Origin of the sequence: Gordonia sp. DT219, assembly GCF_049847065.1 — a bacterium.
Lineage (GTDB): Bacteria > Actinomycetota > Actinomycetes > Mycobacteriales > Mycobacteriaceae > Gordonia.
Window position 1 is genome coordinate 22,010 of sequence record NZ_JBNCNR010000004.1, and the last position, 17,053, is coordinate 39,062.

The following is a 17,053-nucleotide window of genomic DNA, read 5'->3' on the forward strand; positions in this document are numbered from 1 at the left end:
GCTTTCGCGTCACGAGGTAGCTCCGGAAATCACCGATCACCGCGAATTAATCAGAAGGGAACCACCCACGTGGCTGCCACCCAGGAACAACTCATTGCCGGCATCGCCGAGATCATCGAGGAAGTCACCGGCATCGAGCCGTCCGAGGTGACGATGGAGAAGTCATTCGTCGATGACCTCGACATCGACTCCCTGTCGATGGTCGAGATCGCCGTGCAGGTCGAGGACAAGTACGGCGTCAAGGTCCCCGACGAGGACCTCGCCGCGCTGCGCACCGTCGGCGACACGGTCCGCTACGTCCAGAAGCTCGAGGCCGAGAACCCCGAAGCCGCCGCCGCCATCCAGGCGCAGATCGAGGCAGACCAGAACTCGTGAGCTCGCCGTCCCTCCGCGAATATTCCACGCTGGGCGGGAACTTCCCGAGCGTGGTGGTCACCTCCATGGTGGCCACCACCTCCCTTGGCGTTGACCTCGACGCAACCTGGCAGGGACTCCTCGACGGCAAGACCGGCATTCGGGAGCTGACCGACGACTTCGTCACCAAGTACGGCGAACTGCCGTGCCGTGTCGGTGGTCGCCTGCTCGCCGACCCGGCCGACGAGGTGACCCGCGTCGAAGCGCGTCGCATGGCCTACGTCGAACGGATCGCCCACGTCATGAGCAAGCGCCTGTGGGCGCAGGCCGGCGAGCCCGAAGTCGATCCCGAGCGGCTCGCCGTCGTGCTCGGCACCGGGCAAGGTGGCGGCGACGCGATGGTCGACGCCGTCAAGGCGATCGAGAGTTCCGGCAACTACCGCAAGGTGTCACCGCTCGCCGTGTCGATGGCGATGCCCAACGGCCCGGCCGCAGTAGTCGGACTCAACGTCGGCGCGCGTGCCGGCGTGATCACCCCGGTCTCGGCGTGCTCGTCGGGTGCCGAGGCCATCGCGCATGCATGGCGGCACATCGTCATGGGCGATGCCGACATGGTGGTCACCGGCGGTGTCGAAGGACATATCGATGCGATCCCGATCGCTGCGTTCTCGATGATGCGTGCCATGAGCACCCGCAACGACGATCCCGCGGCGGCCTCACGACCGTTCGACAAAGATCGTGACGGCTTCGTCTTCGGAGAAGCGGCCGCGATGCTGATCCTCGAACGTGAGGAGCACGCCAAGGCGCGCGGTGCACACATCCACGCCCGCGTTCTCGGTGCCGGAATCACCTCGGACGGCTTCCATCTCGTGGCCCCCGACCCCAGTGGTCAGGGCAACGCGCGGGCCATGGCCCGGGCCATCCAGACCGCCGGACTGACGAAGCAGGACATCACCCACGTCAACGCGCACGCCACCTCGACTCCCATCGGCGACACCGCCGAAGCGGTCGGGATCAAGGCTGCGGTCGGCGATCACGCGGCGGTGTACGCACCCAAGTCGGCGCTCGGACATTCCATCGGCGCGGTCGGGGCGCTCGAATCGGTGCTGACGATCAAGAGCGTCGAAGAGAGCATCATCCCGCCGACACTCAACCTGGAGAACCAGGACCCCGAGTGCGAGATCGAAGTGGTCCACGGCCAGGCCCGGCGTGGGCAGATCGATTACGCGCTGAACAATTCGTTCGGCTTCGGTGGGCACAACGTGGCGCTCGCCTTCGGTCGCTACTGAATACACCCGACACCAGGAGACAGCGATGACCACATTGGCCCCCATCACCGGCCGTGAAGAATCGGTTGATCCACGAGATCCGCTGTTGCGGTTGACCAACTTCTTCGACGAGGGCTCCTTATCGCTGCTGCACGCCCGGGATACCTCGGGCGTGCAGGCCGCGATCGGAGAGGTCAACGGCGTTCGCACCGTCTCCTATTGCACCGATGGCACCGTGATGGGCGGTGCCATGGGTGTCGTCGGATGTGCCCACATCGTCAACGCGATCGACACCGCAATCACCGAAGAGGCGCCGGTCGTGGGTATCTGGCACTCCGGCGGCGCGCGCCTCGCCGAAGGCGTCGAAGCCCTACATGCCGTCGGCGGGGTCTTCGAGGCGATGGTGCGTGCCTCCGGCTACGTCCCACAAATTTCGGTGGTCGTAGGCTTCGCGGCCGGTGGTGCGGCATACGGGCCGGCCCTCACCGACGTCGTGATCATGGCCCCGGCCGGACGCATCTTCGTCACCGGCCCCGACGTCGTACGCAGTGTCACCGGCGAAGACGTCGACATGGAGTCCCTCGGCGGGCCCCTCACCCACGGCAAGAAGTCCGGCGTCAGCCATATCACCGCCGACTCCGAGGCCGACGCCTACTGGCGCGCCCGTCGCCTCGTCTCGACATTCACCACACCGGGACAGTTCGACCGCGCCCAAGCCGCCGCCGGCGACACCGACCTCAAGGCACTGCTGCCCGAATCCAACCGCCGGGCCTACGACGTCCACCCCGTCGTGACCGGCCTCCTCGACACCCAGCTGGGCGCCGATGGCGAGTCCGAGATCTCGACTTTCGAAGAGCTCCAGGCCAAGTGGGCACCGAACATCGTCACCGGCTTCGGCCGGCTGGCCGGCCACAGTGTCGGCGTCATCGCCAACAACCCGCTGCGCATGGGCGGATGCCTCAACTCCGAAAGCGCCGAGAAAGCGGCCCGCTTCGTCCGGCTCTGTGATGCCTTCGGCGTCCCGCTGGTCGTGATCACCGACGTACCCGGCTACCTGCCCGGCGTCGGCCAGGAATGGAACGGCGTCGTACGCCGTGGCGCAAAGTTGCTGCACGCCTTCGCCGAATGCACCGTCCCCCGCGTCACCCTCGTCACCCGCAAGATCTATGGCGGCGCCTACATCGCGATGAACTCCCGCGCACTCGGAGCCACCGCCGTATTCGCCTGGCCTGGTTCAGAAGTCGCCGTCATGGGCGCCAAAGCCGCAGTCGGCATCCTACACAAGAAGGCCCTCGCCTCCGCCTCCGAAGACGAGCGCGAGGCACTACACGATCGCCTGGCCGCCGAGCACGAAACCCTTGCCGGCGGCGTGGGACGCGCCCAGTCCATCGGAGTCGTCGACGAGATCATCGACCCCGCAAAAACCCGCAGCATCATCACCGACGCCCTCGCTGCAGCACCGGCCCGGCGGGGTCGGCACAAAAACATACCCCTTTAATCTGCGCCGGCTCCGCCGTCGCGGGCCACCGCGCTAACACCCGCGTCTTCCCTCCTCATCACATCGTCGCTACGCTCCTCGCTCCTCGTCAGTCCAGACACGGGACGCGCGGCGGCCGTTGTGGGCTCGCGTCGTCGCTACGCTCCTCGCTGATTTGGTCCGGCTTTCCGCACGACGCGAACCGGCCCCGACGGTTTCGTCGGGGCCGGTTTCGTTGTGGGTCGCGCTAGCCGACGCGCTGCTGCAACCAGGTGACCTCTGCGCCGTAGCCACCCATGCGGTAGGCCTCGAGCGCGTTGTCCCACGCGGTGCCGAGTGCGGATTCGATCTCCCCGGCCAGCCCGGCGCTGTCGGGCTGGGACTCGATCATCGCGCGCAACTGCGTCTCGCCGACGATGACGTCGCCGTTGGCGCTCATCGAACCGCGCCACAGACCCAATCCAGGTACATAGCAGAAGCGTTCGCCGTCCACGCCCTCACTGGCGTTCTCGGTCACCTCGAAGCGCAACGCCGACCACTCGCGCAGCGCCGTCACCAGGCGAGCACCGGTCCCGACCGGCCCTGCCCAGTCGACAGTGGCACGCTGCATCCCCGGATCGGCATCCTGTGCCGACCATTTCAGGTTCGCGCGTGCATTCAGGGTCGACGACAGAGCCCACTCCACATGCGGGCACAGCGCCACCGGCGCCGAGTGGATGTACACCACTCCTGTTGTCACGTCCGCAAACTGATTCAGGTTGCGCACCTTGGTCACCTCCGGTTGTCGACGAGGAACGTCTTCCCCAACACACCTCGCAACACCGGATATCACATTGCTGTCAACGATTGTGCCCTATGAGGCATGTGTTGCGCTAGTTTCTGGAGTGCTTTTCTGAAGCGAGAGTGACACCGGAGAAGGTGGTCAGCGCTCGCGCAGTTCGTCCACCACCGCGTCATTGAACTCGCTCCACAACGGTTTGGCCCAGGCCCCGAAGGTACGGTCGGTGAGCACGACACATGCGGCGTCGAGCACCGGATCCACCCACAGGAATGTTCCCGACTGACCGAAGTGCCCGAACGTGCCCGGCGAGTTCTGTGTCCCGGTCCAGTGCGGGGACTTGTGGGCGCGTAACTCGAAACCCAGGCCCCAGTCGTTGGGACGGTGTTTGCCGTAGCCGGGAACGAATCCGTCGAGCCCCGGATACCACACCTGCCTCGCCCGATCGACTGTCGCCGGCGAGAGCACCGTGGGCGCCAGGAGGTCGCCGGCGAACACCGCCAGATCGGTGACGTTCGATCGCGCACCGTGTCCGGCCGGACCGTCCAGCACGGTCGCGCGCAATCCCAACGGTTGACAGACCCCTTCGCGCAGGTAGTCGGCAAACGGAATACCGGCGGCCTGCTCGACCGCCTCGGCCGCGACCTCGAATCCGGCGCTCGAGTAGATGCGCCGCGTGCCGGGCGCCGCCTCGACGTCGCGGGTGCCGAAGGCGAGTCCCGAGGCGTGCGAAAGCAAATGGGCCACCGTCGCACCCGGCGGCCCCGCCGCGGCATCCAGCGTGATCGCCCCTTCCTCGACCGCAACCAGAATCGCCTCGGCGACCAAGAGTTTGGTCACCGAGGCGAGTTCGAAGACGCGGTCGGTGTCGCCGTGTTCGGCGACCACCCGACCACCGGTCATCAGCGCGGCCGACACATTGTCGACGGGCCACTGTGCAAGTGCATCGAAGACAGACACACGACGCAGACTACGCGGCGCCCCTCGATCCGCGGTCTGGGCTTGACCGGTGTTCGATCAGTGATCCTCGTCGGTGTACCGGATGACGCCGCGGATGTTCTTGCCGTCGAGCATGTCCTGGTATCCCTGGTTGATCTGGTCCAGGCGATACTGCCGGGTGATCATGTCGTCGATGTTCAGCTTGCCGGTCCGGTACATCGACAGCAACAGCGGAATGTCGAGCTTGGGGTTCGCGCCACCGAAGATGGTGCCCTGTAAGTTCTTCTGCAGCAGCGTCAGCATCGAGAGATTCAGCGTCACCTGGTTCTCGAGCATGTTGCCCATCCCGGTGAGCACACAGGTGCCCGCCTTCGCGGTGATGCCCATCCACGTGTCGACATCGCTGCCGTGTACCTCGCCGACGGTCACGATCACCTTGTGGCACATGTGTCCGTGGGTGATCTCGGCGATCGTCGGCGCGGCTTCCTCGATCGACGCGAACGCCCTGGTCGCGCCGAACTTCATTGCCTGCTCACGTTTCCACTCGACCGGATCGATCGCGAAGACGTTGCGCGCTCCGGCGATCACCGCACCCTGCAGTGCGGCGGTCCCGACACCGCCGACCCCCACGATCGCAACGTCCTGGCCCGGACGGACATCGCCACTGCGCGTCGACGATCCGTAGCCGGTGGGGATACCGCATCCCACCAGCGCCGCGACCTCGAACGGGATGTCGTCGTCGATCTTGACCGCCGACGCCTCGTGCACCACCATGTACGGCGAGAATGTGCCGAGCAGCGTCATCGGATAGACGTTCTCCCCCGCCTCGGTGTGGACACGGAAGGTGTTGTCGGAGACGGCTTCTCCTTGCAGAAGCATCGCCCCCATATCGCATAGGTTGGCCTGCCCGGCCTTGCACGACGGACACTTGCCACACGACGGGATGAAGGACAACACCACGTGATCGCCGACCGCGAAGTCGGTGACGCCCTCGCCGAGCTGCTCGACGACGCCGGCTCCCTCATGCCCGCCGAGGATCGGGAATCCGGCCATCGGGATACCGCCGGTCATCAGATGATGATCCGAGTGGCACATGCCGGCGGCTTCCATCCTGATCTTGATCTCATGAGCCCGGGGATCGCCGATCTCGATCTCCTCGATCTCCCACGGCTTGTTGAGCTCGCGCAGCAGCGCACCCTTGGTCTTCACCTTGAACCTCCACTTTTGCCGGCCGGCGTGGCCCGTCCGATCGCGCCTCACCGCGACGCAGATCGGTGGTCCACACCTGCAGAAATCCGGGACATGACACCGCCACACCCTCGTCCAGAATTGTAACGTGTTTCAGTTTTGAATTGTAACGTGTTTCAGTTTTTGGTCGGGTCCATGCGCCCAGTGCGCCGCCTCACCGGGCCAGCCCGGCGTCCTTGCTTCCGTAGGCCGAACGCAACGTCGGCTTGACGACCTTGCCACCGGCATTGCGGGGCAATTCGTCGACGATGACGAGCTCCTTCGGATGCTTGAAGCGGGCCAGATTCTCGTTCAGATACAACTCGAGTTCGGCGAGGGTGAGATCGTCGACGCCGGCGGCGAGCACCACGACGGCCACCGGCACCTCTCCCCACTTCTCATGCGCGCGGCCGATGACCGCGGCCTCGGTGATCTTCTCGTGCCCGTAGAGCGCGTTCTCCACCTCGGCGCAGTAGATGTTCTCGCCGCCGGAGATGATCATGTCCTTGGCGCGATCGACGACGTAGAGGAAGCCCTCCTCATCCTGGCGCACCAGATCACCGGAGTGGAACCAGCCACCGCGGAAGGCATCCGCCGTTCCCTGTGGGTTTCGCCAGTAGCCGATCATCAGATTCGGACCGCGGTACACGATCTCGCCCACCTCCCCCGGCGCGATGTCGTTCATCTCGGGATCGACCACCCGAGCGGTGACCGCGGGCACGACCTTGCCGATCGATCCGAGCTTGCGCAGTGCGTCGGCGCCTTCGAGCACGCAGGTGATCGGTGACATCTCCGTCTGCCCGAACACCGCGACATTCACTGCGTCCGGGAAGGTCTCGTTCATCGCGCGCAGCACCGTGTCCGACGCCGGCGCCGCCCCCCAGCTGATGACCCGCAACCTGAGATCGCGGGGCCGAGCCTGCTGTGCGGCACACACCGCCTGCCATTGGGCAGGCACCAGGAAGATCGATGTGGTGCCCTCCCGCTCGAGGGTGTCGAGCATGTCGTCGGCGTCGAAGGCCCCGAGCGGATGGATGACCGAGAGCGCACCCATGTAGAACAGTGGCGCCATCGCGCCGAGCCCGGCGATGTGGAATATCGGTGCCACACACGACCCCACGTCATCGGAACGGGTATGCAACGCCTGTAGGCAGGTGACGGCCTGCGCCTGGATGTTCTGGTGGGTGAGCATGGCGCCCTTGGGCTTTCCGGTGGTTCCCGAGGTGTACATGATGAGTGCCACCGACTCCTCGGACACATCGATCTCCGGCAGATCCGTCGAGTCCTCGGCGAGCAGCGTCTCGAAGTCGACATGCCCGGCGTTACCGGTCTCCCCGACGACGACGGTCAGCTCGATCGCACCGGTGGCCGCGCTCACCGCATCGGCCAGGGGCGCCAGCAACGACTCGGTCACGATGACCTTCGCCCCGGAATCGTTGACCAGGAATGCGATCTCGGCCGGACTCATCCGGACGTTGACCGGGACCGCGATGGCGCCGATCAGGTTCGCACCCAGGACCGCCTCGACATATTCTGAGCGGTTCAGCAGGAGCATCAGCACGCGGTCGCCCTCGGTGACCCCGCGCCGACTCAGCGCGGCGGCGAAGGCGGCGATGCGCTCGTCGAGTTGCCTCCACGTGGTGACCTTGCCCAGAAACTTCAATGCGGGCGCATCGGGGCTCATGAACCCGTGGCGGCGTATCTGGTTGTTCCAGTGATTGCGACGGGACCGCACCGGTTCGGTGGTGAGGTCGTGAGAGTTGTCGAGCGTGGCGGTCATCTGACGAAATTCTCCTTATTTCCCAGCGTGGTTGGTGAAGGCGGCCAGCGCGGCCCGGAAGTGGCGGGATTGCAACAACTCGGCCTGTCCCCCGAGTTCTCGTGCGAGTGCGGGTTCGAATCCCGGCATGGTGTGCGCGTCGAGGGCGGCCTTGGTCAGGCGCACCGCCGCCGGCGACAGGTGCGCCAGTTTGGCGACCGCTGCGTCGACCCGCTCGTCGAGTACACGTCGTTCCTCGACCACCTCGTTGATCAAGCCGGCATCGAATGCCGCAGCAGCCCACAACTTTTCGCCGAGGAGGGTCATCGCATTGGCCCGCACACGCCCGATCGCTGCGGCCACCAGCATCGATGCGCCGCCATCAGGCATCAAGCCGATGTTGATGAACGCGAGCAAGAAGTACGACCGGGCAGTGGCGTAGATCAGGTCGGCCCCGAGGGCGAGGGACGCGCCGATACCGGCGGCTGCGCCGTCGACCGAGGCGATCACCGGTACCGGGACCGCCCGCAGCGCTCGCGCCAGGTCCGATCCGGCCGCGATGATCCCGTGTGCCCGATCCGGGTCGAGCCCGTCGAGTCCGCCGCCGTGCGCGATGGAGGTGATGTCGGCGCCGGTACTGAAACTTCCGCCCGCACCGTCGATCACGACGACCCGAACGTTCTCATCAGCACTCCACCGGCGCAACGCGTCGGCGATGGCCTGATTCGCTGCGGCGTCGAGCGCGTTCATCCGTTCGGGCCTGGAGATGACCAGCCGGGCCACGCCGCGATCGTCGAGCGAGGTCACCACGCCCGAACCTGCGGCGAAGCCCGAGTTGCTCGGCACGTCCGTCCCGACATCGACGGCGCTGTTCTCGGTCACGGTTCTCCTACCTCCCCGACGCCGAACCACACCCCAGGGTTCGCTGGCGCCCACCGTACACCACCATGAGACGTGGATCACGAGAATGCGGATTAACATATATGATCCGTACAAGCCCAGCTGCCAGGCTTTTTGCCCAAATCCCGGTCTTGCCGACTGCGAATAGAACATCCGGATACGCTGTTGCTCGTGACCATCCGGAGCTCGCCTCGGCGACGCCCGATCGCGCGTCGCCGGCATCTGGTCGAGGTTGCAGCGCGCGCCTTCAGCGATGGCGGCTATCACGCGGTGCGCCTCGACGACATCGCCGAGACCGCCGGAGTCTCCGCACCCGCGCTCTATCGTCACTTTCCGAACAAATATGCCCTGTTCGCCGAGGCGACGGCGACACTGGCGACCCGACTGGCGGCCGCCACCGCAGCCGTCGAGGCCGACGAACCCCGGACGGAGTTGCGCGCACTGCTCTCGGCCATCGCGGCAACCGCCATCGAGAATCGCCGCACCGGCGGTCTGTATCGCTGGGAGTCGCGCTATCTGACCGGACCCGACGCCGAGCACGTGCGGACCGTGGTCATCGCGCAGCATCGCCGGCTGCGGTCGACGATCATGCGGTGCCGAACCGAGCTGGAGCGCACCGATGCCGACCTGCTCGCCGCGGCCATGACCAGCGTCGTCGCGAGCCCGGCCACCCACCGGGTGTCATTGCCGCCGCGGGAGGTACAGACGTTGCTGTGCGATGCCGCGATGAGTCTGCTCGAACCGGACCTGGCCCAGACGGGGAACGGACCTCCGGCATCGATCCCGGGTCTCGCACCGGCAGCCAAGCGCGAGTTGATCCTGTCGCAGTCGATCGACTTGTTTGCCGCGCGCGGTTTTCACGACGTGACCATCGACGACATCGGCCAGGCTGCCGGGATACCCCCGTCCGGGGTATATCGGCACTTCCCGAGCAAGGCCGCGATTCTCGAAGCCGCGTTCTGGCGGGCCTACGATCGCACCGCGGCCTCCGTCGCCGATGCGCTGGCGACGTCGCACACACCGCCGGACGCGGTCGGCGAGATGGTGCGGCGCTACGTCGCATTATGTTGCTCGGCAAGCGAATTGATCACCGTGTATCTGTCGGAGACGGGGCACCTCAAGGCGAGTACACGCACTGCACTGAGCCGCAGACAACGTCTGACCGTCGAAGAGTGGGCCACCTGGCTCGGTCGGGCACGGCCCGAATTGAGCGCCACCCACGCCCGCTTCCTCGTCCACGCCCTGTTGGCGGTGGCCGCCGACCTCGTCCGTATCACTCCCCTGCCCGATCCGGCGCGCATCGAGGCGATCGGACGGCGGATTCTGCTGGGCGCCGACTTCAGTCGATGACGTCGAGCTTGGCCAGCAGCCAACGCCCGTTCTGCTTGGTCAAGGTCACCAGCACCCGTGACTGGTACGGAATCCCCTGGGGCACTTGGTTGGCGACCTCCGTAGAGGTGATCGTCTGGTCCAGGCTGATGAGCACCTTGGCATTCGCGTCGCTCATCGACTCGATGCCGGCGTGGTCGGCGACGGCCTTCGACACCCCTTTGGCGCTGGCATTGCCCGTGCGGGCATCATGCGAGGACGTGAGGAAACCCTTGAAGAATTCCGGTGTGGAGACCGCCCGAACCCGGGAATCGAGGTCGCCATAGTTCGTCGAATCGTAGGTGGCCACGGTCGCGGCAGAGCGTTTGGCCACCTCGATGACCTCCCGGCGGTCATTCTCCGATGGCCCCGACTGCGCGGCATTGTCGGTCTGGCCCAATTGATACGCCAGCACGCCGGTCGCCACTCCGAGGCCGATGACCAGCGCCACCAACACCGCCACGAGGGCGAACAGCCGGCGACTGCCGGCGATCTGCAGCCTGCGACGTGAACGCCCCGTTGAGCTCGGGGGCGTCGAGTCATCGATCTTGCGTGGGATCCGATCCGGATCCGACGAACGGACGGCTTTGCGGTCTGCGTCGGCACGCAGCCGTTCACGTTCACGCCGGTTCGCCGCGAGGAAGTCGTCGCCGTCCAGCGGTGTCATATCAGGACCCGACTCGGCAACGCCACCCCGCGCGGCTGCGTCCGGCTTCTCACCGGGATCATCGTCGGCGTGACCATCTGAGGTGTACCCGTCTGACGGGTGCTCGTCCAGGGTGTGCTCGTCCAGGGTGTGGTCGTCCGGAGTGTCCGACCGGGACTCTCGCGCTCGCCGAGAACTCGGCGCGACTGACTTGGGCATGGCCACCAATGTAGCTGCACCGTTGTGGCGGTCGTCACCCCCGTGTCATATACGATATATGATGTGCGCGTACCGTTCCGCGCAGACATCAGCTCACCGAGAGGCACCGAACCCGTGATCAGCTTTACCGAGGAACAGACCGCGTTCGCCGCGGCCGTCGCCGACTTCTGTCGCCGCGAGGCCGGTACTCGCGAACAACGCGACGCATTGACCGACGGCGGTGCGGAGTTGCATTCACAAGAGCTCTACCGAAAGATGGCCGTACTCGGCTGGACCGGACTGCTGGTACCCGAAGAGTATGGCGGCGCCGGGGCCGGCAACGTCGAGATGTGCATCCTGCTCGAGGAGGCGATGCGAGCGATGGCGCCCATCGGCGGCATCGGCCCGACCCTGATCACTGCGGCCGCATATCAGAAGTTCGCCGACGAACAGACGAAAAAGCAGGTCTTGACCGGTGTCGTCGACGGTGACTCACTGTCGATCTCGATGTCGGAGCCCGAGGCGGGCTCGGATGTGGCGAATCTGTCGTGTCGCGCGGAGAAGGTCGACGGCGGCTGGATCATCAACGGCCAGAAGACATGGTGTTCCAACGCGCACTTCGCCACGTCGATCCTGCTGATCGCGCGTACCGAGAAGACCGACAAGAAGCATGAGGGCCTCACCCAGTTCCACATCCCGGCCGACACCCCGGGGCTGAAGATCCAGGGCATCGACACCCTCGGCGGCCGGGAGGTCAACGACCTCTACTTCACCGATGTCCGCGTGCCCGACTCCGCGGTCGTCGGCCAGGTCGGCAATGGCTGGAAGCAGTTGATGGCGGGACTCAACACCGAGCGGCTGATCTTGGCGGCGATGCAGCTCGGCGTCGCCGAACGCTCCTTCGCCGACACGTTGCAGTTCATCACCGAGCGCAAACAGTTCGGAAGGCCGATCGGCACGTTCCAGGCACTGCGGCATCGCATGGCCGATCTGGCCACCGAGATCGAATGCACCAAACTGTTGGTGTATTCGGTTGCCGCGCAGGCCGATGCGCACCCGGACAAGCTGCTGCCACGGGAGGCCTCGATGGCCAAGCTGAAGGCCACCGAGACATCGAAGCGGATGACGATCGACGCGATGCAGATGATGGGTGGTTACGGGTACGCCACGGAGTTCGACGCGGAGCGTCTCATGCGCGGCGCGATCATCTCGACGGTCTACGGTGGCACGAATGAAATCCAGCGCGACATCATCGGCAAGACCTACGGGCTCTGACAACCCGGGTGGGCGCGCGGACACCAATGCGGCGCCCACCCGGTTACGCCGGCGTCCGCAACTGTCGGAGGAGGTCGCCGCGCACCTGCGGCACCTGATCATGACGGCCGATTTCCGGCCGGGCGAGTACATCCGACTCGACGAGACCGCCGAGCGGCTCGGCGTCAGCGTCACGCCGGTGCGTGAGGCGCTGCTGACCCTGCGTGGCGAGGGCATGGTCAGCGTCGAACCGCACCGTGGATACCGGGTGAGCGAGCTCGACCGCATCGACGTCGACGACCTGTTCTGGCTGCAGGGCGAGATCGCGGTGAAGCTCGCCCTGCGTACCGCCGAGGTCATCACCGCCGGGCAACTCGCCGACCTCGAATGGTGCAACCAGAAGTTGCGCACCACCGTGGCAGCCGGTGACACCGAGGCGGTCATCGACGCCGAGTTCGAATTCCATCGCAGGCACAACGTGATCGCCGCGGGCAAGAAGCTCGCGTGGTTTTTGCTGTCGGCGGCGCGCTACACCCCCACGCAGCTCTACGCGTCCGACCCCGACTGGGGCGCGGTGGCCGTCGACAGCCACGATCGCCTGATCGCGGCGTACCGTTCCGCCGACCGCGACGCGGTGACCGCGCAGACGCGCAGGCAGTTCATCGACGGAGCCGCCCGGCTCGCCAAACACCTTGAGCAGACGGGTATCTGGGATGACAACCCGAGTTGACTCCGGATGTGGGGACTGCCCTCAGACGCTGCCGAGATCGGCGGAGAGCCACTGCTCGGGCCGCACCGTGACGCGCGATTGCGCACCGTGGTCGCCCGACGCGAACTCGACATATCCGGCCACCTTGTCGGCCGGGAGATAGCGCGCGGCCATCTCGGCGAGCTCGTCGCCGGTGCCCGGTGCGGTGGCGACCACCGGCCCGGAGATCGCCACGTACCGGATCGACGGTTCGAGACGCTCCGCCATCAGTGAGCACCGGCCGGCCGCGGTGAGCAGCTTCATCTTTCGCGACCCGGTTCCGGTCAGAAACCACAGATCGCCGCCGGGCTGATACTGATACCAGATCGGCACCACCAGCGGCGCCCGATCGGAGCCGGCCTCGATCGAGAGCGCCCCGATGTGCGGTTCGGCCAAAAAGCTCTGTCGTTCCTCGATACTCAGTGCCATGGCCACAAGCCTAGGTTTCAACCCGAATCTGCGGGACGTGATCGGAGCTCTGAAATGTCACCGGTGAGGAACTCTCATACAGGAGAGAACAGGAATCGAACCCGCCAGGGACCACCGAAGGCCTGTCGTACAGCCCCGGACATGGTCATGGGAAATTTGGCGGACAACGGCTAGTACTCGGACCGTGGTTTACGCGGTATCTCGGGCGGCACACCTGGCTCATGGTCGTGCGGGCCGACTGACAATACAACGACCACGCCTCCGTCCGCGTTGCTGTCGTCGGCCCATTGCCAGTACATGCGCTACGCGTTCGGTGTGGCGTTCACGTAAGAGTTCCAGATGTCGCGCCCTCCTGGGCCCTTCAAGTGCTCCATCTTGTGCGTTTGAAACCCGGGGTGGGTCGGGCCCACGTCACGCATCATCTTGATGCACTTCTTCATTTTCTTAAACTTCGATTCAAGCCAGACGGTGCTGCTCGCCTCTCGCACCCACTGGTCGAACGACTCCGCAAAGCGGACCTCGCGAGGTTTCGTCACTCGTCAAACAGCCAGTCGGACGACGTGGTCTTCCCCTCGACGACCTCGTTGAGTGCCCGCCGCGTTTGCTCGTAGAGCTGTTTGTTCTCAAGAATCGCGCGCTCGGATTCGTGTAATGCCGACATCGGAACAAGCCGGATGGAGCCGTCCGACTCGGTGATTCGCACGTACTTCTGGTGCGGCTAGCCGGCCGGGATGTGCAACTCTGAAGACTCGTCGGACTCAATGATCTGAGAATCGCTCTCATAGCTGATCGCGGCGGTCATTGCACAAGTATGCACACTGCTTGATTGCGTCGCCAGACAACGTGATCGATTCTTGGTGGAACAGGGGATCAACGGACTTCTGTGGACACAGCTACCCGCATCGAGCCATCGGGCTGACCTTCCGGCGCGTCGAGACCCCTCGAGGCGCCGGAAGCACCAACAGTGGAGGCCCGGAACAGCAAAACCCGCCCACCGACGAGGAGCTGCCCATCGCCGTAGCCGCGCTCCCCTGGAGCCGCAGCCAGCTGGTGATCCCCGCCGCCGCCGTGGGCGGCCGGTTCGGCGAGCTGACCGCCTTCCCCCGCAAGCGCTTCATCGTGAACGACGACGACGCACTCATCTTCGCTTCGCCACCTGAGTGCCATCGATGATCTCGAGCAGCTGCCGTTCACCGACGCCGCGAGAACCGGCCCGCTTCCCCGCAGCAGCTTCACCTGGCACTGAGTCCAGGCGCACAAGCTTGCGAATCATCCTGACCTGCAACTGCATTCGCTGCGCCACTACTACTGCACCCGCTACGCCCAGCTCTCCGTCGCGTCAATGACCGAGGTCATTGCACGGCTCGGGCACGTCTCGGTACAAACCGCGATGTGCGACCACCACGCCGGTGCCCGGGCGGACGAGCTGGCCCAGCGCGCCGCCAGGTGAACGCTGCGTCCGGCGTCAATCGTCCATCGACCTGCCCATCCACTCGTCAGGAATTCTCCGGATCACGGCTGTGCGCTTCTTCTTCGCTGGCTCGATCGCCGACACCTGCGCGGTGAACTCTGCGATCCACTCGTTCTCGAACTGGTATAGCAGCTGCGCGGTGGTGTGCTCGACGCGAACCGGTCTCCGCCTGAGTTCGTCCCCCGGGCACAGGGCGCTGGCTAGGAATCGCGGTCGACACCTTTGCCTAGCACGGCTTCTATCGCCTTGTCCTCGGAAAGGAACCGATGTCCGGTCAGTCTGAGCGCCTTCGCGAAAGCGTCTATAGGCGTATACGTCGGCGCCGTTGAAGTGCACCCCGCGATCGCGTCGGGCGTCGGCGGACCGATCTCGACGACCTCGATCTTCCTGTTCTCGATGAGTATGGACCAGCGCATCCAAGCGCGTAACTGTCAGAACATGCAGCCGAGCACCACGGGATGCTTCAGAAAGCAGAAAACCCGCTGTCACCAGCGGGTTTGTGCTGCTCCCCCAACTGGACTCGAACCAGTAACCGTTCGATTAACAGTCGAATGCTCTGCCAATTGAGCTATGGGGGATTGCTCGTTCGGTGCGTCCGCCGCCCACCGGGGTGGCATCAGAACCGAACGCTGACTCTAGCGCATGGATCGCGGAAAGGACAAAACGCCAGTTCGTGTGTTCCCGTGCCGTACGGGCCGGTCGGGGCGACGGGTCGCCGCGGCCGTCGGGTATTCTCGCTGCTCGGGCATCCCATGCCCGCTGGGGCGGTAGCTCAGTCGGTTAGAGCCGCGGACTCATAATCCGTAGGTCGCGGGTTCGAGCCCCGCCCGCCCCACCGAATGTGTCCCTACCAGCACACGTCCCCGGGACCCCACAGCACGTGGCCTGGTTCCTGCGTCCGCACCGGCACCCGACCCGCTCGAGCCTAACCGCTACTCGGCGAAGACCATTCGGCGTCGATGACGGTGGCTCCCACCCTGCGGGCCGCGTGGACGAGGACCGGCCCCGAATCCTCTCGCCAGGACTCGGGGCCGGTAGCTCAAGCTCGGCGCACCGCTACTCCGCGTCGACGAATGCGGTCAGCTTTGCCTCCACATAATCCTGGATCTTGTTCTCGTGCGCCTCGGCCGTGGCCTTGACACCGGCGAGCTCCTTGGTCGATTTCGCCACGACCTCACCGATGAGCTTGGCCTGCTCGATGGAGACGATGTGGAACTTGTGGTTCTTCTTGAACTGCTTGTGCACCTCACCGGCGATACCGCCCTCCAGGGCGAGCTTGCTCAGGAGATCCAGCTTCGCCTCGCCGGAGCCTTCGGAGAAGTCGAGATCCTCGAGATCCACCCACACGGTGTTGGGCCGTGTGGTCGATTCGAATGCGTAGCGAAGGTTGGTCAGGTCGATGACAACCTGCCACAGCGTCTGCGAGGCATCCGGCTTGCCCGGCTCAGGGTTACGGAAGGGCTGAGCACAGTTGCGGATGATGCTCAGCATTGCTGCCATCGCCTGCACCTGCGAGGTCGGCTCCGGCTGCACACCAACGTAATACAGTGCACGCGCAAAACGGTCACTGGCCAGGCAGGTGCCGGGGAGCGGGTCGTCACCGCCGAGGCCCTGGAACTTCTTGGCCAATTCGAGCTGCTGGTCGTACGTCGGCGAATTCGTCATCACCAGGTAGTCGCGGCTGTGGTAGATCTCCACCTTGCCGTCGATGTACTCGAGGATCGCCGAGTCGCCGCCGGCGTCCTCGATGGCGAGGTGAAGCGCCGGCTTGCTGTGACCGGTCGGATCGGCCATCGGGATGACCTGGGGCTGGTGCTTCTCCGTCCACGCGACGGCCTCGGCCACTGTCTCGAAGTTGTCCAGGTAATACTGCAGCCACACCGACATCGCCAGCTGCGGCCGGGAATCGTCGGGGGTTCCGTAATCTGATTCCGCCAGCCACAGGAGGTGTGCGGCCAGCCCCCGCTCATTGAGACCATCGGTGGACAGGATGTCGTACACACCCGCGATGACACTGCCGTACTTGGCGGTCCATTCGAGCTTGCCGGCGACACGGTCATCGCGCTTGATGCCGCGCGGAAGCTTCCACAGGTTGGTGTGGAGGTCCTGATGGAAGTCCATGTTCCGGCCGACGATGACCGATCCGTTGGCGTCCGGCCACATGACACGAGTGCACATACTTTGGTGTCTCTTTCACTAGAAGCGAGGGAGGTCGAGCGTGGGGCGCCGCTGTTCAC

At 65.3% G+C, this 17,053-nt stretch carries 16 protein-coding genes and 2 tRNA genes; 8 read left to right on the top strand and 10 right to left on the bottom strand.

The features are described from left to right. Positions 1-69 precede the first annotated feature (69 nt). From acpM to ACPXB3_RS07610, 3 genes are read left to right on the top strand one after another with little or no spacing between them, the layout of a single operon-like run. A complete protein-coding gene (gene acpM / locus ACPXB3_RS07600; RefSeq protein WP_425703582.1) occupies positions 70-375 on the top strand; it encodes a meromycolate extension acyl carrier protein AcpM in 306 nt (101 codons plus the stop codon). Then, a complete protein-coding gene (locus tag ACPXB3_RS07605; protein ID WP_425703584.1) occupies positions 372-1,643 on the top strand; it encodes a KasA/KasB family beta-ketoacyl-ACP synthase in 1,272 nt (423 codons plus the stop codon). The genes acpM and ACPXB3_RS07605 overlap by 4 nt, the downstream gene beginning before the upstream one ends. Positions 1,644-1,668: 25 nt before the next feature. Beyond that, positions 1,669-3,120, top strand: coding sequence for an acyl-CoA carboxylase subunit beta (locus ACPXB3_RS07610; RefSeq protein ID WP_425703586.1), 1,452 nt, complete (start codon positions 1,669-1,671; stop codon positions 3,118-3,120). A 226-nt stretch (positions 3,121-3,346) separates the two neighbouring features. Here ACPXB3_RS07610 and ACPXB3_RS07615 read toward each other — a convergent pair whose 3' ends face one another. From ACPXB3_RS07615 to ACPXB3_RS07635, 5 genes are all read right to left on the bottom strand, one after another. Then, positions 3,347-3,865 carry a DUF3145 domain-containing protein gene (locus ACPXB3_RS07615; protein WP_425703588.1) on the bottom strand — a complete coding sequence of 173 codons (519 nt, stop codon included), beginning with the start codon at positions 3,863-3,865 and terminating at the stop codon, positions 3,347-3,349. A 156-nt stretch (positions 3,866-4,021) separates the two neighbouring features. Further along, positions 4,022-4,837: a serine hydrolase domain-containing protein gene (locus ACPXB3_RS07620; RefSeq protein ID WP_425703590.1), complete on the bottom strand. Its 816-nt coding sequence runs from the start codon at positions 4,835-4,837 to the stop codon at positions 4,022-4,024. Between the two features lie 57 nt (positions 4,838-4,894). Next, on the bottom strand, positions 4,895-6,025 hold the full coding sequence (locus ACPXB3_RS07625; protein ID WP_425703592.1) for an NDMA-dependent alcohol dehydrogenase: 1,131 nt from the start codon (positions 6,023-6,025) through the stop codon (positions 4,895-4,897). A gap of 193 nt (positions 6,026-6,218) precedes the next feature. Beyond that, entirely contained in the window at positions 6,219-7,823 is a 1,605-nt protein-coding gene (gene fadD5, locus ACPXB3_RS07630) for a fatty-acid--CoA ligase FadD5 (protein WP_425727286.1), read from the bottom strand. Between the two features lie 15 nt (positions 7,824-7,838). Next, positions 7,839-8,684, bottom strand: a complete 846-nt coding sequence (locus ACPXB3_RS07635; protein ID WP_425703596.1) for an enoyl-CoA hydratase-related protein — start codon at positions 8,682-8,684, stop codon at positions 7,839-7,841. Between the two features lie 189 nt (positions 8,685-8,873). Here ACPXB3_RS07635 and ACPXB3_RS07640 point away from each other — a divergent pair, with 189 nt between their 5' ends. Then, positions 8,874-10,052 carry a TetR/AcrR family transcriptional regulator gene (locus ACPXB3_RS07640; protein WP_425727287.1) on the top strand — a complete coding sequence of 393 codons (1,179 nt, stop codon included), beginning with the start codon at positions 8,874-8,876 and terminating at the stop codon, positions 10,050-10,052. Here the strand turns inward: ACPXB3_RS07640 and ACPXB3_RS07645 are convergent. Continuing rightward, positions 10,042-10,935 (bottom strand): hypothetical protein, encoded by an 894-nt coding sequence (locus ACPXB3_RS07645; protein WP_425703600.1) that lies wholly within the window; start codon positions 10,933-10,935, stop codon positions 10,042-10,044. The genes ACPXB3_RS07640 and ACPXB3_RS07645 overlap by 11 nt on opposite strands. Positions 10,936-11,049: 114 nt before the next feature. Here ACPXB3_RS07645 and ACPXB3_RS07650 point away from each other — a divergent pair, with 114 nt between their 5' ends. Both ACPXB3_RS07650 and ACPXB3_RS07655 read left to right on the top strand, forming a co-directional pair. Further along, entirely contained in the window at positions 11,050-12,189 is a 1,140-nt protein-coding gene (locus ACPXB3_RS07650; RefSeq protein ID WP_425727395.1) for an acyl-CoA dehydrogenase family protein, read from the top strand. After that, positions 12,146-12,898, top strand: coding sequence for a GntR family transcriptional regulator (locus tag ACPXB3_RS07655; protein WP_425703602.1), 753 nt, complete (start codon positions 12,146-12,148; stop codon positions 12,896-12,898). The genes ACPXB3_RS07650 and ACPXB3_RS07655 overlap by 44 nt, the downstream gene beginning before the upstream one ends. A 21-nt stretch (positions 12,899-12,919) precedes the next feature. Here the strand turns inward: ACPXB3_RS07655 and ACPXB3_RS07660 are convergent, their stop codons facing one another. Both ACPXB3_RS07660 and ACPXB3_RS07665 read right to left on the bottom strand, forming a co-directional pair. Beyond that, positions 12,920-13,345 (bottom strand): pyridoxamine 5'-phosphate oxidase family protein, encoded by a 426-nt coding sequence (locus tag ACPXB3_RS07660; protein ID WP_425703604.1) that lies wholly within the window; start codon positions 13,343-13,345, stop codon positions 12,920-12,922. Between the two features lie 532 nt (positions 13,346-13,877). Beyond that, the gene (locus ACPXB3_RS07665; protein ID WP_425703606.1) at positions 13,878-14,048 is read right to left on the bottom strand and encodes a hypothetical protein; all 171 of its coding nucleotides are present in this window, start codon (positions 14,046-14,048) and stop codon (positions 13,878-13,880) included. Between the two features lie 140 nt (positions 14,049-14,188). On the opposite strand from ACPXB3_RS07665, the gene ACPXB3_RS07670 reads away from it, so the two are divergent. Beyond that, positions 14,189-14,518 carry a hypothetical protein gene (locus ACPXB3_RS07670; protein WP_425703607.1) on the top strand — a complete coding sequence of 110 codons (330 nt, stop codon included), beginning with the start codon at positions 14,189-14,191 and terminating at the stop codon, positions 14,516-14,518. An 803-nt stretch (positions 14,519-15,321) separates the two neighbouring features. Here ACPXB3_RS07670 and ACPXB3_RS07675 read toward each other — a convergent pair. Further along, a tRNA-Asn gene (locus ACPXB3_RS07675) sits at positions 15,322-15,394 on the bottom strand. 183 nt (positions 15,395-15,577) lie between these two features. Here ACPXB3_RS07675 and ACPXB3_RS07680 point away from each other — a divergent pair. Next, positions 15,578-15,651 (top strand) — tRNA-Ile (locus ACPXB3_RS07680). A gap of 221 nt (positions 15,652-15,872) precedes the next feature. Here the strand turns inward: ACPXB3_RS07680 and ACPXB3_RS07685 are convergent. Beyond that, positions 15,873-16,994, bottom strand: a complete 1,122-nt coding sequence (locus tag ACPXB3_RS07685) for a linear amide C-N hydrolase (protein ID WP_425703608.1) — start codon at positions 16,992-16,994, stop codon at positions 15,873-15,875. Positions 16,995-17,053: the final 59 nt, after the last annotated feature.